At 48.3% G+C, this 24,389-nt stretch carries 36 protein-coding genes and 1 pseudogene; all 37 read left to right on the top strand.

Annotation, left to right across the window (positions count from 1 at the left end):
• Nucleotides 1-213 precede the first annotated feature (213 nt).
• A complete protein-coding gene (locus tag FGL31_RS04320; protein WP_138089814.1) occupies nt 214-459 on the top strand; it encodes a hypothetical protein in 246 nt (81 codons plus the stop codon).
• Between the two features lie 102 nt (nt 460-561).
• Nucleotides 562-954 (top strand): hypothetical protein, encoded by a 393-nt coding sequence (locus tag FGL31_RS22515; RefSeq protein WP_171017544.1) that lies wholly within the window; start codon nt 562-564, stop codon nt 952-954.
• Nucleotides 902-1,321, top strand: coding sequence for a DUF8464 domain-containing protein (locus FGL31_RS04315; protein WP_138089813.1), 420 nt, complete (start codon nt 902-904; stop codon nt 1,319-1,321). Before FGL31_RS22515 ends, FGL31_RS04315 begins: the two co-directional genes overlap by 53 nt.
• A 16-nt stretch (nt 1,322-1,337) precedes the next feature.
• Nucleotides 1,338-2,453, top strand: coding sequence for a DUF8464 domain-containing protein (locus FGL31_RS04310; RefSeq protein ID WP_171017543.1), 1,116 nt, complete (start codon nt 1,338-1,340; stop codon nt 2,451-2,453).
• Between the two features lie 4 nt (nt 2,454-2,457).
• Nucleotides 2,458-2,694: a hypothetical protein gene (locus FGL31_RS04305; RefSeq protein ID WP_171017542.1), complete on the top strand. Its 237-nt coding sequence runs from the start codon at nt 2,458-2,460 to the stop codon at nt 2,692-2,694.
• Nucleotides 2,695-3,269: 575 nt separating this feature from the next.
• A complete protein-coding gene (locus FGL31_RS04300) occupies nt 3,270-3,683 on the top strand; it encodes a plasmid mobilization protein (RefSeq protein ID WP_138089810.1) in 414 nt (137 codons plus the stop codon).
• Nucleotides 3,684-3,692: 9 nt separating this feature from the next.
• Complete coding sequence (locus FGL31_RS04295) at nt 3,693-4,922, top strand: relaxase/mobilization nuclease domain-containing protein (RefSeq protein ID WP_138089809.1); 1,230 nt, start codon at nt 3,693-3,695, stop codon at nt 4,920-4,922.
• Between the two features lie 15 nt (nt 4,923-4,937).
• On the top strand, nt 4,938-5,573 hold the full coding sequence (locus FGL31_RS04290) for a ParA family protein (RefSeq protein WP_138089808.1): 636 nt from the start codon (nt 4,938-4,940) through the stop codon (nt 5,571-5,573).
• Nucleotides 5,570-5,947, top strand: coding sequence for a hypothetical protein (locus tag FGL31_RS04285; protein WP_138089807.1), 378 nt, complete (start codon nt 5,570-5,572; stop codon nt 5,945-5,947). The genes FGL31_RS04290 and FGL31_RS04285 overlap by 4 nt, the downstream gene beginning before the upstream one ends.
• Nucleotides 5,944-6,300 carry a hypothetical protein gene (locus tag FGL31_RS04280; protein WP_138089806.1) on the top strand — a complete coding sequence of 119 codons (357 nt, stop codon included), beginning with the start codon at nt 5,944-5,946 and terminating at the stop codon, nt 6,298-6,300. Before FGL31_RS04285 ends, FGL31_RS04280 begins: the two co-directional genes overlap by 4 nt.
• Before the next feature lie 5 nt (nt 6,301-6,305).
• Nucleotides 6,306-6,623, top strand: a complete 318-nt coding sequence (locus FGL31_RS04275) for a DUF4134 family protein (protein ID WP_138089805.1) — start codon at nt 6,306-6,308, stop codon at nt 6,621-6,623.
• Between the two features lie 33 nt (nt 6,624-6,656).
• Nucleotides 6,657-6,971, top strand: a complete 315-nt coding sequence (locus tag FGL31_RS04270; RefSeq protein ID WP_138089804.1) for a DUF4134 domain-containing protein — start codon at nt 6,657-6,659, stop codon at nt 6,969-6,971.
• Nucleotides 6,971-7,279 (top strand): DUF4133 domain-containing protein, encoded by a 309-nt coding sequence (locus tag FGL31_RS04265; RefSeq protein ID WP_138089803.1) that lies wholly within the window; start codon nt 6,971-6,973, stop codon nt 7,277-7,279. Before FGL31_RS04270 ends, FGL31_RS04265 begins: the two co-directional genes overlap by 1 nt.
• A 198-nt stretch (nt 7,280-7,477) precedes the next feature.
• The gene (locus tag FGL31_RS24520) at nt 7,478-8,314 is read left to right on the top strand and encodes a hypothetical protein (RefSeq protein WP_232046258.1); all 837 of its coding nucleotides are present in this window, start codon (nt 7,478-7,480) and stop codon (nt 8,312-8,314) included.
• A gap of 62 nt (nt 8,315-8,376) precedes the next feature.
• Nucleotides 8,377-8,547 (top strand): TraG/VirB4 family ATPase, encoded by a 171-nt coding sequence (locus FGL31_RS27495; RefSeq protein ID WP_262709038.1) that lies wholly within the window; start codon nt 8,377-8,379, stop codon nt 8,545-8,547.
• Nucleotides 8,534-9,677 (top strand): annotated as a pseudogene (locus tag FGL31_RS24510) (TraG family conjugative transposon ATPase). Before FGL31_RS27495 ends, FGL31_RS24510 begins: the two are co-directional and overlap by 14 nt.
• A gap of 82 nt (nt 9,678-9,759) precedes the next feature.
• The gene (locus tag FGL31_RS04255) at nt 9,760-10,419 is read left to right on the top strand and encodes a hypothetical protein (protein ID WP_138089802.1); all 660 of its coding nucleotides are present in this window, start codon (nt 9,760-9,762) and stop codon (nt 10,417-10,419) included.
• Nucleotides 10,416-11,075, top strand: coding sequence for a hypothetical protein (locus tag FGL31_RS04250; RefSeq protein WP_138089801.1), 660 nt, complete (start codon nt 10,416-10,418; stop codon nt 11,073-11,075). Before FGL31_RS04255 ends, FGL31_RS04250 begins: the two co-directional genes overlap by 4 nt.
• Nucleotides 11,072-11,758, top strand: a complete 687-nt coding sequence (locus FGL31_RS04245; RefSeq protein ID WP_138089800.1) for a hypothetical protein — start codon at nt 11,072-11,074, stop codon at nt 11,756-11,758. The genes FGL31_RS04250 and FGL31_RS04245 overlap by 4 nt, the downstream gene beginning before the upstream one ends.
• A 55-nt stretch (nt 11,759-11,813) precedes the next feature.
• Nucleotides 11,814-12,602 (top strand): hypothetical protein, encoded by a 789-nt coding sequence (locus FGL31_RS04240; protein ID WP_138089799.1) that lies wholly within the window; start codon nt 11,814-11,816, stop codon nt 12,600-12,602.
• A gap of 10 nt (nt 12,603-12,612) precedes the next feature.
• Nucleotides 12,613-12,846, top strand: a complete 234-nt coding sequence (locus FGL31_RS24505) for a hypothetical protein (protein ID WP_232046256.1) — start codon at nt 12,613-12,615, stop codon at nt 12,844-12,846.
• The gene (locus FGL31_RS04235) at nt 12,827-13,753 is read left to right on the top strand and encodes a TraJ family protein (protein WP_232046255.1); all 927 of its coding nucleotides are present in this window, start codon (nt 12,827-12,829) and stop codon (nt 13,751-13,753) included. The genes FGL31_RS24505 and FGL31_RS04235 overlap by 20 nt, the downstream gene beginning before the upstream one ends.
• A 9-nt stretch (nt 13,754-13,762) precedes the next feature.
• On the top strand, nt 13,763-14,383 hold the full coding sequence (traK, locus tag FGL31_RS04230; protein WP_138089798.1) for a conjugative transposon protein TraK: 621 nt from the start codon (nt 13,763-13,765) through the stop codon (nt 14,381-14,383).
• The gene (locus FGL31_RS04225; protein ID WP_138089797.1) at nt 14,361-14,783 is read left to right on the top strand and encodes a hypothetical protein; all 423 of its coding nucleotides are present in this window, start codon (nt 14,361-14,363) and stop codon (nt 14,781-14,783) included. The genes traK and FGL31_RS04225 overlap by 23 nt, the downstream gene beginning before the upstream one ends.
• Nucleotides 14,780-15,985 carry a conjugative transposon protein TraM gene (gene traM / locus FGL31_RS04220; protein ID WP_138089796.1) on the top strand — a complete coding sequence of 402 codons (1,206 nt, stop codon included), beginning with the start codon at nt 14,780-14,782 and terminating at the stop codon, nt 15,983-15,985. The genes FGL31_RS04225 and traM overlap by 4 nt, the downstream gene beginning before the upstream one ends.
• A gap of 14 nt (nt 15,986-15,999) precedes the next feature.
• Nucleotides 16,000-16,845 carry a conjugative transposon protein TraN gene (traN, locus tag FGL31_RS04215; RefSeq protein WP_138089795.1) on the top strand — a complete coding sequence of 282 codons (846 nt, stop codon included), beginning with the start codon at nt 16,000-16,002 and terminating at the stop codon, nt 16,843-16,845.
• A 30-nt stretch (nt 16,846-16,875) separates the two neighbouring features.
• On the top strand, nt 16,876-17,307 hold the full coding sequence (locus tag FGL31_RS04210) for a hypothetical protein (protein WP_138089794.1): 432 nt from the start codon (nt 16,876-16,878) through the stop codon (nt 17,305-17,307).
• A gap of 37 nt (nt 17,308-17,344) precedes the next feature.
• Nucleotides 17,345-17,818 carry a hypothetical protein gene (locus FGL31_RS04205; RefSeq protein ID WP_138089793.1) on the top strand — a complete coding sequence of 158 codons (474 nt, stop codon included), beginning with the start codon at nt 17,345-17,347 and terminating at the stop codon, nt 17,816-17,818.
• A gap of 200 nt (nt 17,819-18,018) precedes the next feature.
• Complete coding sequence (locus FGL31_RS04200; RefSeq protein ID WP_138089792.1) at nt 18,019-18,261, top strand: hypothetical protein; 243 nt, start codon at nt 18,019-18,021, stop codon at nt 18,259-18,261.
• A gap of 415 nt (nt 18,262-18,676) precedes the next feature.
• Entirely contained in the window at nt 18,677-19,081 is a 405-nt protein-coding gene (locus FGL31_RS24500; RefSeq protein ID WP_232046254.1) for a hypothetical protein, read from the top strand.
• A 38-nt stretch (nt 19,082-19,119) separates the two neighbouring features.
• Nucleotides 19,120-20,493 (top strand): type IV secretory system conjugative DNA transfer family protein, encoded by a 1,374-nt coding sequence (locus tag FGL31_RS04195; RefSeq protein ID WP_232046253.1) that lies wholly within the window; start codon nt 19,120-19,122, stop codon nt 20,491-20,493.
• A gap of 23 nt (nt 20,494-20,516) precedes the next feature.
• The gene (locus tag FGL31_RS04190; RefSeq protein ID WP_138089791.1) at nt 20,517-20,852 is read left to right on the top strand and encodes a hypothetical protein; all 336 of its coding nucleotides are present in this window, start codon (nt 20,517-20,519) and stop codon (nt 20,850-20,852) included.
• Between the two features lie 228 nt (nt 20,853-21,080).
• Nucleotides 21,081-21,527: a M23 family metallopeptidase gene (locus FGL31_RS04185; RefSeq protein ID WP_171017540.1), complete on the top strand. Its 447-nt coding sequence runs from the start codon at nt 21,081-21,083 to the stop codon at nt 21,525-21,527.
• 10 nt (nt 21,528-21,537) lie between these two features.
• Nucleotides 21,538-22,326: a DUF4099 domain-containing protein gene (locus tag FGL31_RS04180; RefSeq protein WP_171017539.1), complete on the top strand. Its 789-nt coding sequence runs from the start codon at nt 21,538-21,540 to the stop codon at nt 22,324-22,326.
• A 5-nt stretch (nt 22,327-22,331) separates the two neighbouring features.
• Nucleotides 22,332-22,895: a hypothetical protein gene (locus FGL31_RS04175; RefSeq protein ID WP_138089788.1), complete on the top strand. Its 564-nt coding sequence runs from the start codon at nt 22,332-22,334 to the stop codon at nt 22,893-22,895.
• A gap of 16 nt (nt 22,896-22,911) precedes the next feature.
• Nucleotides 22,912-23,226: a hypothetical protein gene (locus tag FGL31_RS04170; protein WP_138089787.1), complete on the top strand. Its 315-nt coding sequence runs from the start codon at nt 22,912-22,914 to the stop codon at nt 23,224-23,226.
• Between the two features lie 41 nt (nt 23,227-23,267).
• The gene (locus FGL31_RS04165) at nt 23,268-24,134 is read left to right on the top strand and encodes a hypothetical protein (protein ID WP_138089786.1); all 867 of its coding nucleotides are present in this window, start codon (nt 23,268-23,270) and stop codon (nt 24,132-24,134) included.
• The last annotated feature ends 255 nt before the right edge of the window (nt 24,135-24,389 follow it).

Below are 24,389 nucleotides of genomic sequence, written 5' to 3'. Positions count from 1 at the left end.
CGACAACGCATTGGCAGGCGAAAGCCCGATCCGTACGGATTGACGTGGGTAGTCCCGAAACCTAACATAACCGGCAAGAGCGGATCATTCCGGGTTCGTTGCCCGTTGTCGGTTCCAACAAGGGATCTGTCCTCTTTAACCTTTCCCCATAAACCATCAAAAAAACAATGAACATACTTTTAACCCCACTGCAATTGCAGGCACTCCTTTCCTATGCGGCAGAAATGGGGAGCAAAATCGGTTCTGACCGGATCAGGCTATGTCAAACCCTACCTCAAAAAATCCAGGGCTTTCAGGCGCTACGGAAAAAAGAACGTAAAAACATTGGATAGGCCTTGGGCTGATAACCCCCATAAAGAAAAATATCCATTCCAAAAACTGGCGGATAGACCGCATGGAAATCGAAGCCGTAAGTACTTCCCGGCACGCCATGCGGCACCTGTAAACCTAACACCTTAAAACTTCCTTATATGACATCCAAAAAAAAAAGAAATTCCATCATTTAATGATGACTTATCCCTCATTGCTCTACTCAGCGAGCTTGGGCATGAACCTGCTTCCGTGACAGATGAAGAAACCCAATATGCAGCAGTTTTCACAAGCCGATCAAACAACCGTGTTGTTCTTACGGTCAATAACAGCCTGAACAGTTGGTTCGACAGATCGCTTGGCAAAGGCGGCAGTGTTATAGATTTCGCCCAGACCTATTGGCCAGAATTGTCCACAGAACAAATCGAACAAAAACTCCTCGAAATCATGACAAGAATCGAAAGTACTGGTTCGCCTGAAAACAGAGCCAGACGGAAGCGCAAACCGCTGAAGCTGCCCCATTACCAAATCGATCAGGTAAGACCACTCGGGCAGACAAACGAAATTACCGATTTTCTGAAGGAAAACCGGATTGTGGGAAATCGCCGATCTGAATGTTCAAGAAGTCCACTATTTTGTTATTGACCAAAAAGGCAAGCGTAAAGATTTCTGTGCTGCCGGATGGCAAAATGAGAATCACGGGTGGGAAGTGCGTGCAAAACATTTTCAAAATTGTATCGGCGCAAAAGGAATGACTATGCTTTCACGAAGCGAGACGGTACTTGCCATCTTTCCGGAATATACCGACTACATGAAGAAGCGTAATGATAAATATCTGTCTTACGCCTCGGTCATGGTACTGAATTACCCCAACTTTCTTCCGGCATCCATCAAACGCGCCCAGCGATTCGAAAAGGTGATGCTCTATGTCGATGAATCCCGGGAGGGCTACCAGTCGGCAATTGAACAGTTTACCCGTGAAGTGCCGCAGACAACCGTATTTTCTTTTTAGCCGTCAACCACCGCTTATGTCAAAACTCATAAACATCGATGGAATCCGCGAGGCATCCATCGTGGATTTTCTTGCACGGCTTGGCCATCACCCTGCCCACCGCTCCGGTGGAGAGCTGTTTTACAGGAGCATGCTCCGAGAAGAAAATACACCTTCACTGGCCGTCAATGATGGCATAGGGATATGGTTTGACCACGGAGGAGCAAATCAGTCCGGGATCAAAGGAGGTAACATCATCGATCTGGCAATGTCCTATTGGTATCCTGCCACTTTCTATGAGGTCATCCAAAAGATAAGTGACGTCATGGCCATATCCTTATCAGAACAGGCAGACACCAGTGAAAAGGTGAAACGTCAACGGACAGCACCACCGGAGGAGCCCCGTTACACCATAAACGTGGTGAAGGAAATCGGCAATCATCCTGCCATTGTGCAATACCTGCAAAGCCGGGGCATTTTGGAGCAAGCCCGTGGCAGGATGAAGGAAGTGTATTATAGCTTTAACAGTGGCCCGAACGAGGGGAAGAAATTCTTCTCCGCAGGCTGGCAGAACGAACACGGATCATGGGAACTGCGCAACAAAATCGGGCAGACGGATTTTAAGGCCTGTCTCGGGCGTAAGTCGATCAGCTTTATTGCAGGAAATCCGGATAAGTTATCAGTTTTCGAAGGATACATGGATTACCTTAGCTGGCTTCGCGATAATCCACACTCTACCGACAGCATCATCGTTCTTAATTCAGTTAACCTGCTGGAGATAGCAGTAGACCGTGCAGCAGGTTATCAAGAGATTGATCTGTATTTTGATCGCGATAAAGCTGGCTCTACCGCACTTGCTAATTTCCAGCAGAAATTACCCCATGCCACTGACCGATCAGAAGTTTACAAAGGCTATAATGACTACAACGAAATGTTGATGGCACGTCTGCGGTGCCGCCTCCCTTGGCAAGACGATTACCCTCGGACGAGATCAGACCATCTTACCAGCGGTAATCGCCCTAAATTATCTAATCCATTCTTAACAAATATCTTTAAAACACACCATCATGGAAATTATTATTACTTGGGATGTAGCCCTATTTTTAATAGTCCTCTACTTCGCCACAAAGTACCTCTACCAAACATTATTTAAAATCGTGACCGGTTGCCACGACCCTTTCAATCCGCTATACAGTTACAAGGACTATCCTACTTGGGAGAAAGGCTATAATAAAGGCAGAAGCGATGCCTTAAAAGCTGTGAGGAAAATACTCGAGGAGACCCGATCCGAACTCGCTAACATAATGAAAAAATATGCTGTCTCATCAGATGACAATAACAGCCTCCCGGAAGATAATCCAGAAGCTGAACCTGTAAAAAAGCCTACCTTATAGATAACATAACGTTTATGTAATACGCTAATGGGCTGTTAAGCCGATAGCATAATTAGGCAATAGGCTGATTTGCGGACTAAGCAATGGATAAGGAAAGCAGCCTATTACTAAGGCACTTTGTTAATAGGCTGTTTAGTCCACTAATCCATAGGCGGAATAAATAACTATATGACAAAGCAACTAAGCAATTAAACGATTAGCCAGCCTAATGCTTATTGAGGGTGCCGACAAATCCATTAGCCGATAGGCCAGCATCTTATTTAACTACCTGAACAATTAGTCAGCAAAGTATTTAGCCCACCAAACCAATAGCGAAGACCATCCCATGACAGGCAAATCCCTACACACTACCCACCGCCCGACGTTTCCCCGCAGCCACAGCTACCCCACGGAAACGTCGGACAGCCGCCAAAACAAGGTTTGTTTTGCCAGCTGCAAGTTGTGTTTTTGGGTACCCCAAAAACCAACTTGCCTTTGCCCTGTGGCACCCCTTGAGGGGGATGCCTGGCAAAGGGGAAAAAACCTTCGCAACTTGGTTTTTTTCCTAAAGGGCGGCTAAAGACCCATTTAAACCCATGACAAAGACTCCAAAAAAGATCGGCAGACCGCCCATGTTGACCGGAAAGCGAATCCGGATCATCAAGGCCAAACTGACCGATGAAGAATTCGAAGCCCTGCTCGAAATCCAAAAAGCGACAGGACTGAACCGCATGGAATTGATCCGCAAGCGAGTCCTGCATGGTGGCAGTACCGTAACAATTAACATAAAAGAACTGCTCGGCACGCTGGATGCCATCGGCGCAGAGATGGGCAGGGCTGGCAACAACATCAACCAGCTGGCAAGACATGCCAACATACTGAACAAGCAAGGAAACCTAACCCCCGAAGTAATAATCGAATTCAATAAGCTGTTTACCGCTTACATCCGCATCCAACAGGAACTGGAAAAGACCCTGCGCCAGATCCTGCGTGCCATGAAAAGCACCTGACATTAAACCATGATCGTGAAGATACTCAAGAAGTCCGCCACCTTTAAAGGTGTTAGCTACAATACCGAAAAAGTGGAGAAAGATCGTGGAGAACTCATGCTGGTGAAGAACTTCGGCATGCTTCAGGGATTGGAACAGCTACGTCCACAGGATTACATCAACTATCTGGAAGCAGTATCCTCCCGGAGCACACGAACGAAATATCCGCAATTCCACGTCGTCATATCAGGCAAGGGAAAATCACACAGCAAGGAAGAACTCACCGATATTGCCCAGCAATGGATGCAGGGTATGGGCTATGGTGAGCAGCCATACCTGCTCATCTTTCACAAGGATACTGCCAACAACCACATCCATTTGGTGTCTACGCGCGTGGGAAAGGACGGTAAAAAGATTTCAGACAGCTACGAGAAACTGCGTGCTTATCGAGTGCTGAACAGGATAACCGGTGAAGACGAAAAACAGGCCGTGGCCGCGCATCTGGGAAAGGCTTTGACCTACAGTGTTTCCACACGGACACAGTTCATGATGATCCTTGAAGCGCGCGGTTATACGCTGGCACTTAAGGACAACCAGTATGCTATTAGCAAATATGGCCGTGAGCTGGCACGACTTGACCTCGGTAAAATCGATGCCAATATCAAGTCGCGTGAAAAGGATGCCGGCAGAATCAGGCAGATCCGTGCCATCATCGAAAAATACAGGACTATCCACGATCCATCACTTTATCGTACGGAAACGGGATACACTTCTGCACTGGCCACTTTCCTTCAGGAAAAGTTCGGATTGCAAGTACTCTTCCACAGCAAAGGTGATAAGCCACCCTACGGTTATACGCTGATCGACCACTCCGGTAAGGGTGTATATAAAGGTGGAGAGATTATGCCTCTGGCAGAATTCATCGCGCCGATACAACAATCTCAGGAGCAAAAGATACAGTCAGATGAAACCATAAAACCGCAGGTTTCTGACCAGAAGGAAAAACTACATGCTTCGATAAAAACTGAATATCAGGAACCTGAGCTACCCGGAAGTGATGAGATTACCGAGGAACCATCTTCGGAGGATTTTCCAGAACCTCAATGGGAAAGCACCACGACACAGCCTGAGATCTATTCTTCTGAAGTGGATTTCCAACTGCCTTCGATAGACATCAACATCTCAGACGATATCGACGACGAAGCCATTCTTGGACGAAACCGCCGACGCAAGCGCAAGGCGCGAACAAATACCCGTTAACCCAAAAACCACATTATGGTCATATTGATAGGAAACCAGAAAGGAGGCGCAGGAAAGAGCACGCTCACGCTGTTGCTTGCCAACTACCTCACTGCCAAACACGGCCGGAAAGTGACCGTGCTGGATATGGACTACCAGCAGTCCGTATCAGCCAAATATGAAAAAGCCAGGGTATTGGAAAATGAGGATCCCTATGAGGTCATTCCGGCAGACCTTGCCCATTTTCCGATGCTCTTAAAAGTACTCACCAAAAATCCCGATGAAATTGTGCTGATCGACCTACCCGGAAAGATGGACGACGACGGCCTGATCCCTGTCATCCTATCGGGAGACCTCATCCTCTGCCCGTTCAACTACGACGAATTCTCGGTGGATTCTACGCTGCTGTTTGCAATGGTTGCCGGGAAAATCAACAACCGAGCACCCATCGTATTCATACCTAACCGGATCAAGACCACCGTGCGCTATAATACGCGTATAGAAGTAGATAAGGTGATGACAAACTTCGGAACGGTAACCCCCGGGATTGCTGATCGGATAGACTTCCAACGTGTGGACACGATCCACACACCAGCCATCGTCCTGCCCGTGGTACTGCCTGTACTGGACATCATCTACACGACCCATCTGGCAAAGGAGCATAAGAAATGAACGAAATAAAATCACTCGCCGACCAATTACGGGAAAAGCTCCGAAACGGCGAAACAGAAAACCCACAACCAAAGGAACAAAAACAGGTTGCCAAACCACCTCCGGTGGAAAAACGAAAGAAACCGCCAAAAACGGCTTCCAATGAGACTGAAGCACAAGCGTTTTTTCAGGCACTGGAATCCTTCCAGTTGGAAGGCAAGGAAAAAAGTCTCATCCGCGTGGACAGCAGGACGATGAACCTGCTAAAAAGAATCAAGCTCGCAAAGGGCATCGACATGAACCGCTTCATTGTGTACAGCCTCCATCAATACCTCGGGCAGCATCCCTGGCTGGCTGCTCACATCCAAGAAACCCTTAAAAAAACAGAACTATGAACTGGACAACTTTTCTGCTTACCCTCACATTGGCCTATGCCGCCTATTACGGACTCAACCTATTGTTCGATTTGCTGATTACCCGCAAGCCACCAGCCTCCCAAGACAATGATGAAATCCTTTTTTTTGAAGAACACACCGAGCCGCAGCTCATCGACTATCAAGAGGAACCCGAACCCGTCGTCCCACCTGAACCTGAACCACGGGAAGTACCACAGCCTCCTGTGGGAAAAAACGGTCAACAGAACATCGCTTCCGCGATTATCCATGCCACCGGGGCTGTTGGGTTGAAACAGCTGTTCAGTCTGGCAAAAGGTGACCTGATCGAACATACACGTGCCATCCCATATTAAACACAATGAGCAAAAACAGATTGCTAACAAGGACGGTACAAGCCGTCCTTTTCTGTACCCTGCCACTACTGGTAGATGCCCAACCGGGCATCTCCGAATTCTACAAAGTATCCGGGGAGATGAACCGCTGGTATTTCAGTCTCTCGGATCTGGTACTGGTTATCGGAGCCATCAGCGGAATCGTTGGCGGACTGCGGATATATACCAACTGGCAGTCCGGCAAACATCAACACATCGACGCACAGGTTATGGGCTGGTTTTTTTCCTGTCTCTTTCTGACTCTTGTCGGTGCCTTCCTTAAAGCCCTCTACGGGATTCATTAATCCATTTTTTAACCCTTTTAATTCTTCTTTTCTATGACAGTAAAGACAAAAAAACTGTTCGCTTCTACTGCAATCATAATGATGGCAGCCCAGAACCTTCTTGCGCAGACCGGCGGCGGCACAACCGGTATCAATGCAGCAACTTCCTCTCTGACCAGTTATGTAGATCCCGTGGCAACACTCACGCTGGCCATTGGCGCGGTAGTCGGGATCGTGGGAGGTGTGCGCGTGTACATCAAATGGAACTCGGGAGATCAGGATATCAATAAAGAATTGATGGGCTGGCTGGGTTCCTGCCTGTTCTTGGTACTTGTTTCGGTGGTTATCAAAGCCTTCTTCGGCGTCTAATGATCCGCAGATACTCCATATACAAGGGGCTCCAGCGGCCTCTTGTGTACCGGGGGTTCAAAGGAAAATTCATCGGTTGGGGTATCGGCTCCCTCTTATTGGGACTGGTCGGTGGCGGCCTGCTGGGTGCACTCACTAATATGTACCTGGGCGGCACCGTTACCATTGCCCTGATCGCCGCCGGACTTTTCCTGACCTTCCAGCGCCAGAAGAACGGCCTGCACGAGAAAACCCGTAATAAAGGCATAACCATCCATCCCGTACACCTAAAGAACACCTATGCAAACCCATCGAAAGACAGCATTTAAAATGCCCTACACCGGCATTGATGAGGATAACGGCGAAGCCCTTCTCTATGGTGAAAGAGGGGATTTCTCCGTTATATTCCACATACGCAATCCGGTCATGCAATACGGGCAGACCCCGAACCCTACAACACCTACCATAGCCTGCTGCTCAACCTGATCAAGATCCTCGGAGAAGGTCACATCATCCAAAAGCAGGACGTGTTCTCCCGTAACATCTATCAGGGCGGTACGACAACCGAGTTCCTGCAACAGAAATACAATGAACATTTCCATGGCCGCGAGTATACCCAGATCGAAACCTACCTGACCATCACCAGACAGGTCAAAAAGGGAGCCTTCTATGTTTATGACCCTCGGATGCTCCTCGATTTCAGGCAGAACATCGATAAGGTGCACGATCTCCTATCGGGAGCCGGGATGCAACCGCAGAGACTCAACGAACGGGAGATCCACCATTATGTATCCCGCATGCTGGGAATGGATTTTACCTCCCCACATATCGCTCTGGAGAATGTAATGGCAGGCGAAAGGCAATTAGGTATGGGCGACCGGGCAGTGCGGAGCATCAGCCTGATCAACACCGATACCATCGACTTGCCCGAAACTGTCGGCACCTACACGCACAAGCAGGACGGCCGGAACCTGCGGAATTTTCCAGTAGATAACCTATCCTTCCTGCATCATGTCCCCGATTACCGCTGCATCGTCTATAACCAGCTTATCGAAATCCCCGGTCAGCAGCTCACTCTGAGCAAGCTTGAATTAAAGCGCAAGCGCCATTCGGGCGTACCCGATCCGGCCAACCACATCTGCGTAGAGGACATTGACCAGCTCTTGGTAGACGTAGCACGCGAAAACCAGTTGCTCGTCAACGCACACTTCAATATTGTCCTATGTGCACAGACCGATAAAATAGGCAAAGCCGCCAACTTCATCGAGGCCGCGCTATTTCAGCAGGGCATCATCCCATCACGCAATGCCTATAACAGCTGGAACTGTTCCGGGCAGCATTACCCGGCAACGGGATTGAACTGAAAAAGTACGACTGGTTCCTGACCACATCGGATGCAGCCATCTGTCTGCTTTTTAAGGAATCGATGCAGACCGATGAAAAATCCGACTTTCTGATCCGCTTCACAGACCGTCAGGGCATTCCCGTTGGCATTGACCCGGCAGATCTGACCACCGGCCGGTTGAACAATCGGTCGAAATTTGCACTTGGCCCGTCGGGATCTGGAAAATCTTTTTTTATGAATGCGCTCGGTTGAGCAGTACTGCCTTTATAACATGGACGTGGTCATCGTCGACACGGGAGATAGTTACCAAGGACTATGTAGTTATTACGGAGGAAAGTACATAACCTATACCGAGGACAAACCCATCTCGATGAATCCCTTTGCCCTATCAAAAAAAGGAATTTAATCTTGAGAAAAAGGACTTCCTGAAGACGCTCGTCGCCTTGCTGTGGAAAGGTGCCAAAGGACAATTGACCCAGATCGAGGATACCGTGATATCCAACGTTATCTCGTCCTACTACTATGAATTTTTCTGGCTCGATCCAGGCCCTCAAAATCCAGGGCGCCCCGAGAAGCTCAACTTCGATACCTTCTACGCTTATTCGGTAGAAAAGATACGCGAGATAAGGGAAACGGAAAAGGTGCCCTTCGATCTGGACGAGTACCGCTATGTACTCAGCAAATTCCACACCGGTCAGGAATTCGGGACACTTCTGAACGAAGCGACAGACCAATCCCTGTTCAGCGCGCCCTTTATAGTGTTTGAAATTGACAATATTAAGGGAAATCGCACTCTGTTTCCCATTGTCACATTATCGATTATGGATGTCTTCCTGCAAAAGATGCGGCACCGCAAAGACAGGCGTAAAGCCCTCATCATTGAGGAAGCATGGAAAGCCATTGCGAGTCCGCTCATGGCGGGTTATATCCTTTATTTATATAAAACCGTCAGAAAGTTTTGGGGTGAGGTCATCGTGGTAACACAGGAACTCGGCGATATCCTTGGCAATCCCATCGTAAAGGATAGTATCCTTGCCAATTCAGATACCATCTGCCTGCTTGACCAGAGTAAATTTCAGGAGAATTACGATGCCATTGCCAAACTCCTTTCCATTACCGATACCGAGCGCCGCAAGATATTCACGATAAACCAGCTGGAAAACAAAGACGGAAGAGGTAGGTTCAAGGAAGTCTATATCCGTCGCGGCACGACCGGGGAAGTCTATGGCGTAGAGGTCTCGATCTTCCAGTATCTCACCTACACGACTGAAAAAACCGGAGAAGAATGCGGTGCAGATTTACGTCCGCGTATATGGTTCCTATCCGAAAGCACTCAACGCATTCGTCGCCGACATGGAAACCAGCGGACTTGGACTCGGTAGTTTCGTTGCCAAGGTCAACCAAGTAGGGGAACCTTTGCCTGCACCGGCACAATAACATCATTCATCCTTAGCAGACTTAACCATGCGAACACTATTTTTATTCATAGCCTTGCTGCTGGGAACACGGCTCCATGCCCAGATATACATCGACCCCGCGGTGGCCGCAGCAACCGGTGTCCATGCCGGCGTAATCAATGGACAGCTCAATACCACCAACAATAACCTTACGCTGATCCAGCGCGGACAGTTGGCTGTGACCGGACAGCTGGTCATTGTCAATGACCTACAGGACAAAATCTACAAGGGGCTCAGTGAGGTCTCAGCCGTTGTCCGGAACCTATTGGCCATTAAGCACATCAGTGAGATCAGTACAGATATCGTGCGAGACGTGAACAAGGCGATGGATCTTGCCGGTAGCAATCCCGTGCTGCTACTCTTTGCAGAAGAAGGTGCCCGGGAGTTTAAGAGCCGAGCTACCGCACTTGCCGCAGAGGTCACCAGTTTCGTCACACGTGGTGGAGGGCAAAACCTCATGGATTCGGGTGAGCGTGCCAAATTGCTCAACCGTATCGTCACAGAGATGACAATTTTGCGCGGAGTAGCCTATGGCATGTACCGATCTATGTATTGGGCAAAGCAGCGCGGAATTCTAAATTCACTGAATCCCTATGCAGGCTTTATAAACCTTGACAAGCGCATCGCCGACGATATTATCCGTAACGCCAAATACCTGAAACAATGAGAACGATAATCCTTTTAGGGCTATTGGTGCTGACCATCGTCCCCTTTGCACATGCGCAACTGAACGTCGAGCTGCTGCATCAGTTGGTTCAGCATAGCAAGGACGAGAACCAGCGCCAGAACACCGCTCGCAACAGGCAGGCATTGACCACAGCAAATGAAGAAGTGAACCGATCCAAAATGTCGGATCTTAAGGAAAAGTACCGCAGGTTACAAAGCCGCTTCAACACGCTGGGACTGGCTATAGATGCCACACAGATCGGGTTACAGGCAGCACCTATTATCAGTGACATTGTGCGCCAACAGGAAACCATCATCCGTCTGGCCGGAAATGATCCCCTGCTCATTGCGCTTGCTTATAGAACGGAAGCTGATCTGGCAGACAGAGCTTACATACTCAGTCAGTACCTCTATGCACTTGCCATCAGTATCGGCGACATCAACCAGATGAAGTCAAGTGACCGAAAATTACTCTTTGGCCACGTGCTGACCGAACTCCGGCGTATAGCCGGAACGTCGCGGGGACTGGCAGCAAATATGTATTACACCAGCCGCAAGCGCGTACTGGAATCGATGAACCCATTTTCAGAATTCGTCAACCGGGACAGGCAACTGGTAGAGAACATCCTTTCGAAACTAAAGCAGATCAGGCAATGAACAGGAAAATTCTATGTACAATATTGCTGCTCTGCGGAATGCTAACGGGGCTACAGACCCATGCACAGAGTTATGTGACCATCGTCTACGATGCCAAGCATCTGGCCATTGTAGGGGAGAATGCCGCTGTCCGATCTGCTGCCGAAGTTACGCACAACAGCTATCTGAATACCATTAAGAACCGGCTGGATGACATCAACCTGAACGTCAGTTCGGTGGTCATGGTGCAGGATATGATCCATCGCTCGCTCACGCAGGTAGACCGCGCCCTGCGCAGTGGGCTTACTGTCCGCCAGATCGGTCAGATCAGTGCTGACATCATCCGTGAATGCAATCTCATGGTGGAAACGGCGAAAGGGGCACCGCACCTGCTGCTCTTTGCCGAGAACGTAGCCAGGCAGATGAAGAACCGCGGAGTAAATCTGGTCAGTGAGGTATCCGATTTTGTTATCAAAGAGGGGCAAAATGTGCTGATGGATTATGAAAAGCGCGAAGCCCTTCTGCGCAAGATTGTCCTCGAACTCCGGGTGATGCGTGCGCTGGCGTTCAGTATGCACCGATCCATGTATTGGGCTAAATTCAATGGCATCTTCCGTACCCTGAATCCCTATCGGGATTTCATCAACCGCGACAAGCGTCTGGTAGACGATATCATATACAAATTCAATCTCCTGAAAGACTGAGATCTGCAAGAGCAGATTTCAATCCCTTTAAACCATCAATTCTAATTCAATCGACATGAAGATACCCCTGATCATCTGGCTGGGTTTGCTATTGCTATCCATAACAGAAAGCAAGGCACAGAACGTAAAAAGGCAGACCGATAAGCACATCGTACACCAGCAGGAACGCATGGTGTTCAAGCAATGGGACAGAAAGAAGTTCACGCCCACCAAAGGCTTCCTCGGGCTCAATTACCAATATTGGCTTACCTGGGCGTGGCACCCCAACTATCCCAAGACCGACCTCCGTCCGCTCAGTGCCGCTGGGCCGCAGACACAGCGGTTGCTGATGGTCGCCGCTATGAAGAATACCGAAGAAGCCTATAAGCTACATGCGGATACGCTGCGTAATACCGCACTTTCCGAAATGGTTAACTATGCCGGAGTTGCCTCTGTGGCAGATCCGCTATGGCAGCTCTACTACCGCCATGAGTTCAGTCCCCTGATCGATGGACAGAACGTAGACCCTATGGACGGAGCAGAAGCAGAAGTTCGGGACTACCTGACGCGTACAGGTGTAAAGGAATGGTACCTCGAAGAAAGCAGGGCACTTGCCGAGCGGCTCGATGCCGCCAGAACCACCAACCTCGACCGTGGATCGCGCATCATGGCCTATCATCGGATGCTTACAGAATACCGTGAGCTGTCGACACTTTGGGAAGCCAAGAAGAACCGGGCAAAACTGTACCTGTCACTGACCAAGGCAAACGAAAAGGCGAAGGTTTCAGACCCCTCCATTGCTGTTCCAACGGGTAAGACCGACCGTCAGATTGCCGACGATATACTCAGCAAATCCAAACTCTAAAACCTTGCATATGAACCTGACTAACTTTTTTTTCGGTAGCTTCTCCATGCAGGGGCAGCCCGTAGATGTCCCCGAATACTTCCGGGACAAAGTCAACTTCCTACAGGGAAACGGCACGTATGAAGAAGGCATGATGCATTTTCTAAAACAGATGAAAAATACCATCTGGACACACTACGATGCCTTCATTGCCGACGCACAGGCGCTCTGCGCCATTTTTATGCTTGTCTTTTTTTGCCATTAAGGCTTATGAGATGATGTCGCTGGACAAGAAACTGGAGGTTATGCCTTTATTGCGTCCATTCGGACTTGTTCTGGTCATCCTCTGGTGGCCTACATTCACGCGCGTTGTCGCCTATCCAACAGACATCGTGGCAAGTAAGACCGAGGCCATGTTCGATGGCAGCCAGACCGAGATCAACAACCTTCGCTTGCAACGGGCAAAACTGATGGTTGATCTTTCCGATCAGCTGCTCACCGTGCAGGCCGAGACCGAGACAGCGAAGACCGAAGCAGATACATGGTACGGTAAGGCTTGGGAGTCCGTCAAGTCCAGTGTCAAGGAAGGCTTCGCCGAGGTGTGGAATCCTATCGTTGAGATGCGTAACCGTATGCAGATCGGTTTTCAACTACTGGTAACTTCCGTATTCGAAACACTCGCCATATGGCTGCTGCGCATCTGTGTGTATATCATCTTTATCGTGCAGATTATCTTCTCGACTGTTTTAATCATACTCGGCCCGTTTTCCGTTGCGGCCAGCGTCCTCCCTGCCTTCCGTGACTCCTTCAGTACGTGGATAGCACGGTTTGTATCGGTCAACCTCTATTCCGGTATTGCCTATCTGGTCATGTATATCTCATCGCTTTTCCAGCACTACGCCATGGAAGCGGAGATCACCCGGTATCAGGCACTGGTGGGAACAGCAGGACCGGATCTGGAGAAGCTGACCGTATTTGCCAGTAACGGACTATTGTCATTTGGTATCGTCATATGTACCTACGTGATCGGGGCATTGACCATGCTCACCGTGCCCAGCATAAGTACCTGGATCATCTCCACATCAGGAATCTCATCAGCGGCTTCTACCATGGGCAGGGGTGCATCAAATATGTCGCGCATGATCGCAAAAGCATTCACCAAAGGAAAATAACATTCAGATATGATCATTAAAAATATAGAATCCAAGATACGCCTTGCAACGTTCCTCTCGGCAGGCTGCCTCATTGCGGCGGTCATTATGGTGCTCGGCGTTTCGTTCTTTGCCTACCGGCAGGTAGCCGATGCCCGAAGGAGCATCTACGTCATGGATGCGGCAAATGTACCGATCCCTGCAAAACAGACCGACATACAGATGAACCGGGAAGCGGAATACCGATCCCATGTCGGGCGCTTCCACACCCTATTTTTCTCACTCACTCCTGACGACCGTTTCATGGAATACCAGATGAAGCAGGCCATGTACCTGATCGACGAGAGCGGGGCATTACAGTATAACAATCTAAAGGAAAAAGGATTTTTTAATTCCATCCTCTCCTCCAGTGCCGTACTGACCATCCGCACCGACAGCATCCACATCGACATGCAGCGAAAATACTTCCGCTATCATGGAACGCAGAAGATCGACCGCCGCAGTTCGGCTATCGTCCGCTCGCTGGTGACCGAAGGTTATCTCAGCGACTTGGAGATGCGCTCGGACAACAACCCCCATGCGATACTGATTACCCGTTGGAAGACACTTGAAAACAAAGACCTACAAAATGTCCAGAAAAATTCATTCTAACAGCCAGAGCGATACCGTTGTCCGAATACAACGTTACTTCCACAGGGCACAAACCTATTTCCGGAAGCTGCTGCACCGTTATCCATTTCCCATTTTTGCCGGGATGGTGGTCTGTATCCTGTTATCGGGTACCCTTGCCTTTACCGTTATGCGGGTGAAGGAACCGGAAGGTATTCCTGTATTCCCCAAAGCACCGGCAATCGGTGCGGACATCGGAATCTCAGGTGCAATCCAGACCTATGATGCACTGCGCGAGGTGTCCGAAATTCAACAGGTAATCCAGTCCATCATTGAAAAGGACAGCCTCAATGCCGCAGACAGTGTTCTGCTGATAAGCGCGCTCAAACGCTTTGATGAGTTACAGTACGCCAAACCATCCACCCAAAACAACAAACCATGAAAATAGATTTCAGAAAACCGCGGTACGTTATACCGCTCATCCTGTTGCCTTTCCTTTGTATCTTCTTCTATGTCTACAAGAGTAGCTTTGGCAAGGATACAGCTCCACAGGCAGGCGAGGATTCCTTACAGACCGGTCTGGCAGGTGTATCGGATCAGGTACGCGACCAGGCATTGGCAGACAAGCTGGATGCTTATCGTAATCAGTATCGACAGGCCGACGGTTACACCGCCGTCGGAACGATACAGGAGGAACAGACCAACACCGAAGCACCTGTTACGTTATATAATGAACGTGAGCGACAAATGCTCGACTCCATAGACCGGGCGATGAAGAACCGTTATGGCTCTTCAGGTTCCGGAACAGGATTTCCCGACGCCGTATCGCAGGTACGCAGCGGAGGCACCGATGATCCGCACGACAGGGCATTGGCAGAAGCCCTTTCCAAAATGAACCAGCCCACGGCAGTAACCGCTGCCCCAGCGAAAGCTCTGGAACCACAACCTGATCCCATGGAACTTTTTCGACGCCAGATGGAACTGGTGGATAGCATGGGCAAGGCTAACGATCCCGAGTACCGGGCAGAGCAGGAGCGGCTCAGACAGGCCGAACTCGCGCAAAAGGAAAGTCAGGAGCACACCAAGCTTTCTGTCACAAAGGCTACCAGTACAGCAGCGGTGTTCAATACCGTCACTCCACAGCATGAGGAAACCTTCATTACCGCCATTGTGGATCAGGATATCAAAGGTTACGCCGGATCACGTCTTCGCATCCGTCTGCTCGAAGACATGATGGCCGGACGCTTCCTCATCAAAAAGGGAACCTACATTTATGCCGAAATATCTGGATTTTCGGGACAGCGTGTCAACCTGACCGTTACCTCCATTATGAACGGACAACATATCCTCCCGGTCAGGCTGTCCATCTATGACCACGACGGACTGCCCGGATTATATGTACCTGCATCGGCGTTCCGGGAATTTACCCGTGATCTGGGCGGCAATGCCAGTCAGGGAGTCACCCTGCAGCAGGCGGCTGAGAACAACAGCCAGCTGGTGATGAGCATGGTACAGAAAATGTTCCAATCGACCAGCACGGCCGTGAGCAAAATGATCCGCCAGAACAAGGCTAAGATCAAGTACAATACCCTTGTGTACCTCATCGATCCCGATCAGCTTAGAAATAACCAAAAAGACTATTAAAAACAACACTTATCATGAACAAAATACTCTTTGTTTCCCTTTTCCTATTGCTTACGGGACTCGGACTCTGTGCACAGGAAAAGGCCAGTACCTCCCGCAATGAATTGCCCGATATCCTTATGGACAGCAGTACCTCCCTGCATATTATCTCACCTGAACCCATTCGCTATGTAGACATATCCACCCATGCCGTGGTGGGTGATCTTCCCGAGGCGAACGTCTTACGGCTAAAGCTGCTCCCGGACTCTGCTCATGGAGAACTGACTACTGGCTCCGGTAGTTTGGGAATAGTGACAGTGATCGGAGAAAGCTTCATCGCTCAATATCAGCTATGGTTTTTCCAGTCAGCTTCTGAAAATAGTGTCGTGACGAGTTTCAATATTTTACCCTCACACACACGCCCTCTGGATAGTCCCATTGATCCCACTACGCCCGAACTCCGAAGGCACGCATTGTCCATGCTGGCCCAGCGAAAGGTAACACCTGTCCGAAAGACAGAGAACTATGGCATTCGTGCAGAACTTGGCGGAGTCTATACCATAGGCGACCTTGTACTGCTCGATATCACCTACAGGAACACCACCAATCTGTCCTATGACATCGATGAGATGCGCTTTAAAATAGAGGATAGGAAAATCACCAAGGCCACTAACGTGCAGTCTATAGAGATCAAGCCCATATGGCAACTGTATCCGAACACCTCGTTCAAAAAGAACTACCGGAACATCTACGTTTTGAAAAAAGCAACCTTTCCGGCAAATAAAGTGCTGAACGTAGAACTCTCCGAAAAGCAGATTTCCGGAAGGACAGTTACACTGAAAATACGGTACAAGGACATACTCAACGCCGATACCTTTTAATCTCATTATTAACTCTTGTACAAATTACATATGGAAGAATTAGTTGGCACAACGGTCATGGTACACCCCAAACTGACCCAAGACCCGATAAATATGCAAGGAAGCGTGGGGACGATCAGCCGCACCCTTAACGAAGACTGTGCATCTTATGTCAACTTTGGCCATGAGTACCTTGGTGTCTATAACAACGATGCTCTGCTTATGTTGATGCCTACCGAAGTCGCATTGGGAGACTTGCCAAACGATATAGTTGCAATGGATCTGGATGCTTCGGAAGTTCTGGACATTTTTAGGATTTGCATGCTCAATGAGTCTGGAATACCAGAAAAGCAGGAAACTGCGCTCAGGTTGGCTGTGGCAAGTCCGGTAATATCCGAGGCAATTGTATTCACGGTGCAGGACTGGATCGATTTTCAAATAGACAGACTCGATCAGCAACAAAACCCCGGAAGGGGTAGGTAGAGACCCTCAGAAAATATTTAATCCTTCAATTTATAGAATGGAAGAGACCTTCTCTTCCAGTTATCCTAAATCAGATAATATGAAAGACTTACTTGGCTTACAGGTCATGGTACATCCTGACCTGATCCAAGACCCGGCAAATATGCAAGGGCACATGGGAACGATCACATATCTGGTGGATGAAGGCCGCGCTGCTTATGTCCAGTTCAACAATGATGCAATTGACCTTTACAGCACCGATGCCCTGTTGATGCTCATTCCCCCGGAACTCGCAGTAGATAAGTTACGTGCCGATATAGATATATCCGATATGGATGTCACGGATGTCGCCGATATTTTAGAAATGTATCTACACCACACATCCGGGAGACCGGGAGCTCAGCGGGAGGCGCTTAATTGGGCAATGTCACATGATAAAATTTCCAAAGCTATAATATTCAGCGTTAAAGACTGGATCGAGTTTCTGAAAGAAAGATTCCACTTTGAGCAAAGTCCGGGCAGAGGCCGATAACAGATCCCTAAATTCTAAATCTCCTATCCATGGTAGAGAGGGGAAACCCTCACAAAATTTTTTAACTCCTCAAACCTATAGAATGGAAGAAACCTTCTCTTCCAGCTATCCTAAATCAGAAATAATATGAAAGACTTAGTTGGCGTACAGGTGATGGTACATCCTGAGCTGACCAAGATCCCGCAAATAAGCAAGGACACTTGGGGACAATTACCCATATCGTCGATGAAGGCCGTGCTGCTTATGTTCGGTTCAAAAATGATGCAATAGGCCTTTATAGTACCGATGCCCTATTAATGCTCATTCCCCCGGAACTCGTAGTGGATAAGTTACGTGCTGATATTGAAAATATTCGATATGCAGGCTTCAGAAGTCGTCGATATTTTAGAATTGTATCAGCTTCATTCAACCGGAAAACCGGAACACCAGCAGGAGGCGCTTGATTGGGCAATGACACATGAAAATATTTCTAAGGCTATCATATTCAGCGTCGAAGATTGGATCGAGTTTCGGACAGACAGATTCGACTTTGAGCAAAGTCCTGGCAGAGGCCGATAACAGATTGCCGCAATTCTAACCCCCCTATCCATGGAAGAGAGGGAAACCCTCTTCCAATATTCAAAATCAAATTACTATGGAGGAAACTAAAGAACAGCAGGCGATGCACCGTTTTCCTGCAATTCTGCATTTATCTCGCCGTAGGGATCGATATCCTAATGTTCATCTATGCCGAAAAGATCGTAACCAGTCCGCTCAGCGAGCGTTATGGATTTTCGCACTTCCTTGAGCGTATGGCTCGGATTGTAATCTACCATTACCCATTCAACAGTAAGCTGTTTACGTTGCTCTTAATATGCCTTGTGTCCATCGGTACGCTCAGCCGAAAGCAGAAAGACCCTCAATCCAAAAAATGCCATAGCCTATCCGCTCACAGCAGGATTACTGTTGCTTCCGGCAAGCCTCTGGTTTTATGGCAAACAGGCAAACTGGCCATTGCCTTACACAAGCTGGTACGATCTGGGGTATATTGTTTGTAGCATTGCAGGCGCTCTTCTGCTCCACATCGCCATGGACAATGTGTCCAAGATTATCAGCTCTGGGCTTGGTAAGGATAAATGGAACGTAGAAGAAGAATCCTTCATGCAGCCCACCAAACCCAAGGTCACACCTTACGCTGTTAATATCCCTATGTTATTTTATTTTAAGAAAAAGGTGCGCAAGGGATTCATCGTGCTGGAGAATTTATTTAGGGGGTGCTCGTGATCGGTACCCCTGGATCGGGTAAGAGCTTTTCGATTTTTATGCCGATCATTCGCCAACTGGTAGCATTGGAATGGACACTCTGTGTATTCGACTTCAAGTTTCCGGATCTTGGACAGGTTACCTATTACCATTATCTTCTTGCAAAGCAAAAGGGAAAATGCAAGGGTTATGGTTTTCATGTCATCAACCTGAACGAGCCGGAGAAAAGTAGACGCATCAACCCTTGGCGAAGTGATTACTTGCAGACCTTAGCTGAAGCTTCTGAAACGGCGGAAGCGTTGGTGGAGGCGATGAAAAAAGGCGACAAGGCGTCCGGGAGCGACCAGTTTTTCACGCAATCAGCGGTCAACTTTTTGGCGGCCTGTATTTACTTTTTTAGCAAACACGAGGGAGGCAGATATTCCAGTTTTCCTCATGTACTGGCTTTCCTTAACCGTTCTTACGAGGAGATCTTTACGGTGTTATTTAGCAACAAGGAGCTTCATTCCCTTCTCTCGCCCTTCATGACAGCATACAAGGCTCGCGCATTTGATCAGCTTGAGGGACAGGTAGGAACGCTCAAGATATTTATTAGTCGCCTGGCCACTAAGGAAACCTTTTGGGTATTCTCAGGAGATGATTTTGACCTCAAGATCAGTAACCCCAAGGCACCATCTATACTGATATTGGCGAGCAATCCGAATACGCAGAGCACCAACTCCGCATCCTATTCCGTAGTCATCAACAGGATTACCAAACTGATCAACACAAGGGGCAATATTCCGGTGGGTTTGGTGGTGGATGAGGCTCCAACTTTATACCTGTACAAAGTTCAGGACATCATTTCCCAGGCGAGAAGTAATAGAGTTTCGGCCATCTTGGGGGTGCAGGGATTGACCATGTTCAGGCAACAATACGGCAAGGAAACGGCAGATACGATTACCTCGATTGTAGGAAATATCCTCAGCGGATCTATCCGTGATAAGGACGGGCTCGAATGGATGGAACGCCTTTTTGGAAAAGTAAAACAGATGGGCGAAAGCCTTTCCATCGACCGGACAAAAACATCACTTTCTCTTAGTGAGAAACTTGAACCACTTATTCCGGCAGGCAAGATTGCCTCATTGAAAGCGGGGGAAATGGTTGGTTTGCTGGCTAACGACGCCGTTGAAGAATATACCGGAAAATTCGAAACTACGGCAGTCAACTGCCGCATTGACCTTGATCTTGATGCAATCCGCCAAGAGGAAGAAGCCTATCCTGAACTTCCTACTTTTTACGATTTCGGAGACCGTAAGGAGGAAATACTACTACAGAATTTCTTCCGAATCAACGACGAGGTAAAGAAAGTCGTATCACAGTTCAAGCCTGCAACGCCACCGAAACCTGCACCGCATGGCAAAGGTTCCATGCGTCCGGGATTCACAAAATGATTTTAACTTAAATACTTAAGAATATGGAAGATCTAAAAGGGAAAATCGTCATGGTTGATCCCTCATTGCACACCTATTTCACACACGGACTTGCACAGATCGGGATCGTCACAGATATAAACCTTGAAGAAGATGTTATTGAAGTCGAATTTGAAAACCGATGGACTGAACTATATCCCGCAAACGCACTGAGGACAATGAAACCATACGGTGATATAATCCACGATGCAAACACCAAAAACTTGAATTTTAGGGATACTAAAATTCTTTTTCGACTGATCTTAATGGGTGAATCTGGTGTACAGGCAGAACAATTCGACGCGCTGGCCATGGTTGTAAGGAGTAAAAAAAGCCCTTGATATAGCTACAGAAACCTTACGGGACATAATAGAGCGGACTCCAGATCAAACACCGGGGAAAGGAGTCGGGCGTTGACTATGGTCAGACGGACTGCATTCACTGCCTCAATATTGCTACTCATATGCCAGATCGTCTTAGCCCAGCAGGTACAGCCCAAACATATCGCGCTTTATCCACCGGAGATATCCATTCCGCACCCAGATATACCGGAGACCTCTCCTTTGACATTGGACAGTATCAAACCTCTGCCCGAACTACCAACATTGAATGTAATCATGCCTTTGACTGAATATAGAATGACTTCAAAGTTTGGGTGGCGCAAGCATCCAATTACCGGAAAGCGGGACTTTCATAATGGAATCGACCTTGCCACCCGGGCAGGGATCGTCCGTAGCATCATGGAGGGAACGGTCGAATCCACAGGTTATCACAGAAACCTTGGTAACTACGTATGTATTGACCATGGCTTTGTGCACAGCGTCTACGGACACCTGTCACGGGTAACGGTAAAGAATGGACAAGCTATCGCCGCAGGTTATCCCGTGGGCATTACGGGTAAATCCGGGCGGACGACAGGGGAACACCTGCACTTCAGTATCCGCAGCAACGGTATCTACATCGACCCGTGGAAGTTCCTGCGCAGAATTTTGCAACATATCGAAAACGAACATTAATCAAATTTTTATGGAAAATCAATTTAGAGAAAGTGATATCCCTATTGGAGATCTACGGAAACTCGGTCTGATGAAAAATGGCAAACCTGACCTTTCTGAAGAAGACATCGATGCCCTTCTTGCAGGGCATAGGACAGATCTAATTACGCTGCGTGACATACATGGCGACGGTATCCATATCCAAAAAATGGATGCCAAACTATCACTTCAACGTGATGCCAATGGACATATGTCGTTACAGCTTCATCCTATCTACCGCGATGTCAAGAAACACCCGATGCTTTTGGATGTAGAAGCAGACCAACTTGAACAGGGAACGCTAACCCATGTCCTGAAAACTTATCAGGGAGGGGACGGAAAGAAAAAAACATGGCTTATTGAGTACGATCCGGAGACTCGGGAATTCATCTCATCAGATCCCCAAAAGGTACGGGTGCCATCAAAAATCAATGGCGAAACTCTTTCTGAACTTCAGAAAGAACAGTATCGTAACGGCGATGTTGTGCAGCTCACCGATGGCACACGCCTTCAACGTCGTGCCAGTAGCCGGAGTGGAGTCACTTCCAACAGGGAGGCTCTCATGTATTCGCTGATTCTCGATGGAGGAATTTCCTATTTACTGCTCCGTGGTCTGCGAAACCTCTTCGGTAACAAAAGTGCGCAGAAAGATGCGTACACGGAGGGTTACCAGAGAGCACTGCTGGACATGCAACAGGCACAGCGCACAAGGCAGGCACCCATCTACCAACAGGAAAATGAACAGGAACAACAGGTGTCTAGGAAAGGCTACTCCCGGTAAACATTATGCATGAAAGTGGAAGTATCGATCAGAAAGTACTGGATTTCTTTACCCCGTGGCTGGAAAAAACAGTGCAAGGATCATGGTCATTTTTACCGCAGAAGGGTATCGCCGGGCTTCTTCAACCGGTTATGGTCAGACAGCACCTGTTATTCTACTCCGCCCTGGATGCGCTCTGTTTCTGCTATTTCCAGCCCATATGGTTACAAAGGCCGGGCAGCTGTGCATTCAGTGCTATAGGGTTTCAACCAACCTCCGGGCAAGTACAGGAACTGAAAAATCAATTGCCCAATGCAAGGACAATAGGCGTTTTCGATGATGATTTATGCGGAAAAGTGCTGGATTGCAAAGTCGCTCTCTGGCTTACGGGCCGGGATGCCAATTTTGATTATGCCAAGGATATGGTAAACATCCACTACCGGGATAAGGAATTCAGCATTCCCGAACCTGAATTCTCCCTGCACCGTTTCCGTATGCTCAGTGGATTTCGTTCCGCGTTTCGCACGATCAAGCCACACGCCCATATCTCCTTTACGACAATGTTAGCCCACCGAAAAAGGGCTTTATGAAGCTAATTGATAAAAAATGATACCGGAACATTTTAAGCAGAATATCTCCCTCGAAATTGATGTTTTTGGTTTCCCTGTACAGGTCGACTATAAATTCTATTGGCCTGAAAAGCGGGAAAATCAAAAAGACCCCTTGATCAGTCACATCGAGTACCGGGCAGAATCTTATGTCATCAGCGAAACCGGATACCGATCTCATTTTTTCCATACGAAGGCGCTCGAAGAAACAGATTACAAAACAATCGAAGAGCTGGTTACCGCTATTGGAGAGCACCTCGCTCTTGACAATGGCTACAATCCCCCAACACGTGGACAAATGAGGCTATTCTGAACCTACTATAACAATTTTTCTAATCTTAAAATCAAATTATCATGAATGAGAACAACCTGGAGTACCTGAAGAAAACGCTTGAGGGACTCGGCTTTGGCACAAAACTGAATGACGTTCTCGAGACCGCTATCAGGCGCGAGATACCCAAATTCAACCTCGGCATCACCAGCCAGCGCAGGCCACTCGATACCACGGACATCAACGCACCAAAAACGGATCACCTTTCCTTTTGGTTCAATTTCAACCGCTCCAAGGACAGCGACATGTATTTTCTGAACAACTACGACGTTATGCTGACACAGGCAAAAAGCACTGCTCCACGGTCACAGAACTTTGATCTGGCAAGGGATCACCGCGTTACTGCGTTGCAGGCACACAAATTGCTCTCCGGGCTTTCCTTTAAAAAAGAGGTCTATCCGCGCAGTAGAGAAGAAAATCAGCAACAGGGTGTGCCGTCAGAGAAGACCCCTATATGGTTCAAACTCAGCCTCGATATCACCGATGCCTATGGCAATCATCCACTTCGTACATTCCGGCCGGAATATGGCTTTGACCTTGTCGAGACACTCGGAAAATATCCACTTAAGGGACTCGACACACCGGAAAAGTTAAAGGAAGCAATCATCACCCTGCAAAATGGTAACTACTACCATGGTGAAATGGTCATCGGAAAGAAAACCGTCCCAGTAGCCATCGCTGCCAACCCCCAGATAAAGAGACTTAATGTCTACGACAAAAATATGATCGAGATACGCGATGAGGTCATATTCCCGGAAAAAGCCAGAGCAAAAGCCGTAGAAAGTCAACAATCTCCAGCACAGGACAGGGCAACGTCACAGGCGGCACAGCCCGAACAACCTTGGGTACAAGAACCGGAGCAAGAAACAGGTAACAAACGCGGGAGGTAGTCATGGATTATTGCTCAAACGAAGTTATGTTCAAAGGTGATAATATCAAGAAGGTTATGGATCACTTCCGTGTATTCGGCGACAAGGCACCTCCTTTTTTTGGACACCGCTGTCCTCAAGGATAAGGTCAAGTTCAAATCACCATGGACACCACCGATCCGAGATCTCAATGCTATCGCCGAACGATTTGATGTCAGTTACACGCTGATATACCAAATCGCAGGTAAACCCACCGAATCGGTTTCCTACACTTGC

The sequence above is a fragment of the Sphingobacterium daejeonense genome, assembly GCF_901472535.1.
In the GTDB taxonomy this organism is placed as follows: Bacteria; Bacteroidota; Bacteroidia; order Sphingobacteriales; family Sphingobacteriaceae; genus Sphingobacterium; species Sphingobacterium daejeonense.
Note: the sequence above shows the minus strand (reverse complement) of the source record. Positions and strands in the feature narration are given on the sequence as shown.

Bases quoted from the DNA above. Each gene is read 5' to 3' on its own strand.
- FGL31_RS04320 (WP_138089814.1), top strand. From the start codon at position 214: ATGCGGCAGAAATGGGGAGCAAAATCGGTTCTGACCGGATCAGGCTAT.
- FGL31_RS04310 (WP_171017543.1), top strand. From the start codon at position 1,338: ATGTCAAAACTCATAAACATCGATGGAATCCGCGAGGCATCCATCGTG.
- FGL31_RS04300 (WP_138089810.1), top strand. From the start codon at position 3,270: ATGACAAAGACTCCAAAAAAGATCGGCAGACCGCCCATGTTGACCGGA.
- FGL31_RS04295 (WP_138089809.1), top strand. From the start codon at position 3,693: ATGATCGTGAAGATACTCAAGAAGTCCGCCACCTTTAAAGGTGTTAGC.
- FGL31_RS04290 (WP_138089808.1), top strand. From the start codon at position 4,938: ATGGTCATATTGATAGGAAACCAGAAAGGAGGCGCAGGAAAGAGCACG.
- FGL31_RS04285 (WP_138089807.1), top strand. From the start codon at position 5,570: ATGAACGAAATAAAATCACTCGCCGACCAATTACGGGAAAAGCTCCGA.
- FGL31_RS04280 (WP_138089806.1), top strand. From the start codon at position 5,944: ATGAACTGGACAACTTTTCTGCTTACCCTCACATTGGCCTATGCCGCC.
- FGL31_RS04275 (WP_138089805.1), top strand. From the start codon at position 6,306: ATGAGCAAAAACAGATTGCTAACAAGGACGGTACAAGCCGTCCTTTTC.
- FGL31_RS04270 (WP_138089804.1), top strand. From the start codon at position 6,657: ATGACAGTAAAGACAAAAAAACTGTTCGCTTCTACTGCAATCATAATG.
- FGL31_RS04265 (WP_138089803.1), top strand. From the start codon at position 6,971: ATGATCCGCAGATACTCCATATACAAGGGGCTCCAGCGGCCTCTTGTG.
- FGL31_RS27495 (WP_262709038.1), top strand. From the start codon at position 8,377: ATGCAGACCGATGAAAAATCCGACTTTCTGATCCGCTTCACAGACCGT.
- FGL31_RS04255 (WP_138089802.1), top strand. From the start codon at position 9,760: ATGCGAACACTATTTTTATTCATAGCCTTGCTGCTGGGAACACGGCTC.
- FGL31_RS04250 (WP_138089801.1), top strand. From the start codon at position 10,416: ATGAGAACGATAATCCTTTTAGGGCTATTGGTGCTGACCATCGTCCCC.
- FGL31_RS04245 (WP_138089800.1), top strand. From the start codon at position 11,072: ATGAACAGGAAAATTCTATGTACAATATTGCTGCTCTGCGGAATGCTA.
- FGL31_RS04240 (WP_138089799.1), top strand. From the start codon at position 11,814: ATGAAGATACCCCTGATCATCTGGCTGGGTTTGCTATTGCTATCCATA.
- FGL31_RS24505 (WP_232046256.1), top strand. From the start codon at position 12,613: ATGAACCTGACTAACTTTTTTTTCGGTAGCTTCTCCATGCAGGGGCAG.
- traK (WP_138089798.1), top strand. From the start codon at position 13,763: ATGATCATTAAAAATATAGAATCCAAGATACGCCTTGCAACGTTCCTC.
- FGL31_RS04225 (WP_138089797.1), top strand. From the start codon at position 14,361: ATGTCCAGAAAAATTCATTCTAACAGCCAGAGCGATACCGTTGTCCGA.
- traM (WP_138089796.1), top strand. From the start codon at position 14,780: ATGAAAATAGATTTCAGAAAACCGCGGTACGTTATACCGCTCATCCTG.
- traN (WP_138089795.1), top strand. From the start codon at position 16,000: ATGAACAAAATACTCTTTGTTTCCCTTTTCCTATTGCTTACGGGACTC.
- FGL31_RS04210 (WP_138089794.1), top strand. From the start codon at position 16,876: ATGGAAGAATTAGTTGGCACAACGGTCATGGTACACCCCAAACTGACC.
- FGL31_RS04205 (WP_138089793.1), top strand. From the start codon at position 17,345: ATGGAAGAGACCTTCTCTTCCAGTTATCCTAAATCAGATAATATGAAA.
- FGL31_RS04195 (WP_232046253.1), top strand. From the start codon at position 19,120: ATGCCGATCATTCGCCAACTGGTAGCATTGGAATGGACACTCTGTGTA.
- FGL31_RS04190 (WP_138089791.1), top strand. From the start codon at position 20,517: ATGGAAGATCTAAAAGGGAAAATCGTCATGGTTGATCCCTCATTGCAC.
- FGL31_RS04180 (WP_171017539.1), top strand. From the start codon at position 21,538: ATGGAAAATCAATTTAGAGAAAGTGATATCCCTATTGGAGATCTACGG.
- FGL31_RS04175 (WP_138089788.1), top strand. From the start codon at position 22,332: ATGCATGAAAGTGGAAGTATCGATCAGAAAGTACTGGATTTCTTTACC.
- FGL31_RS04170 (WP_138089787.1), top strand. From the start codon at position 22,912: ATGATACCGGAACATTTTAAGCAGAATATCTCCCTCGAAATTGATGTT.
- FGL31_RS04165 (WP_138089786.1), top strand. From the start codon at position 23,268: ATGAATGAGAACAACCTGGAGTACCTGAAGAAAACGCTTGAGGGACTC.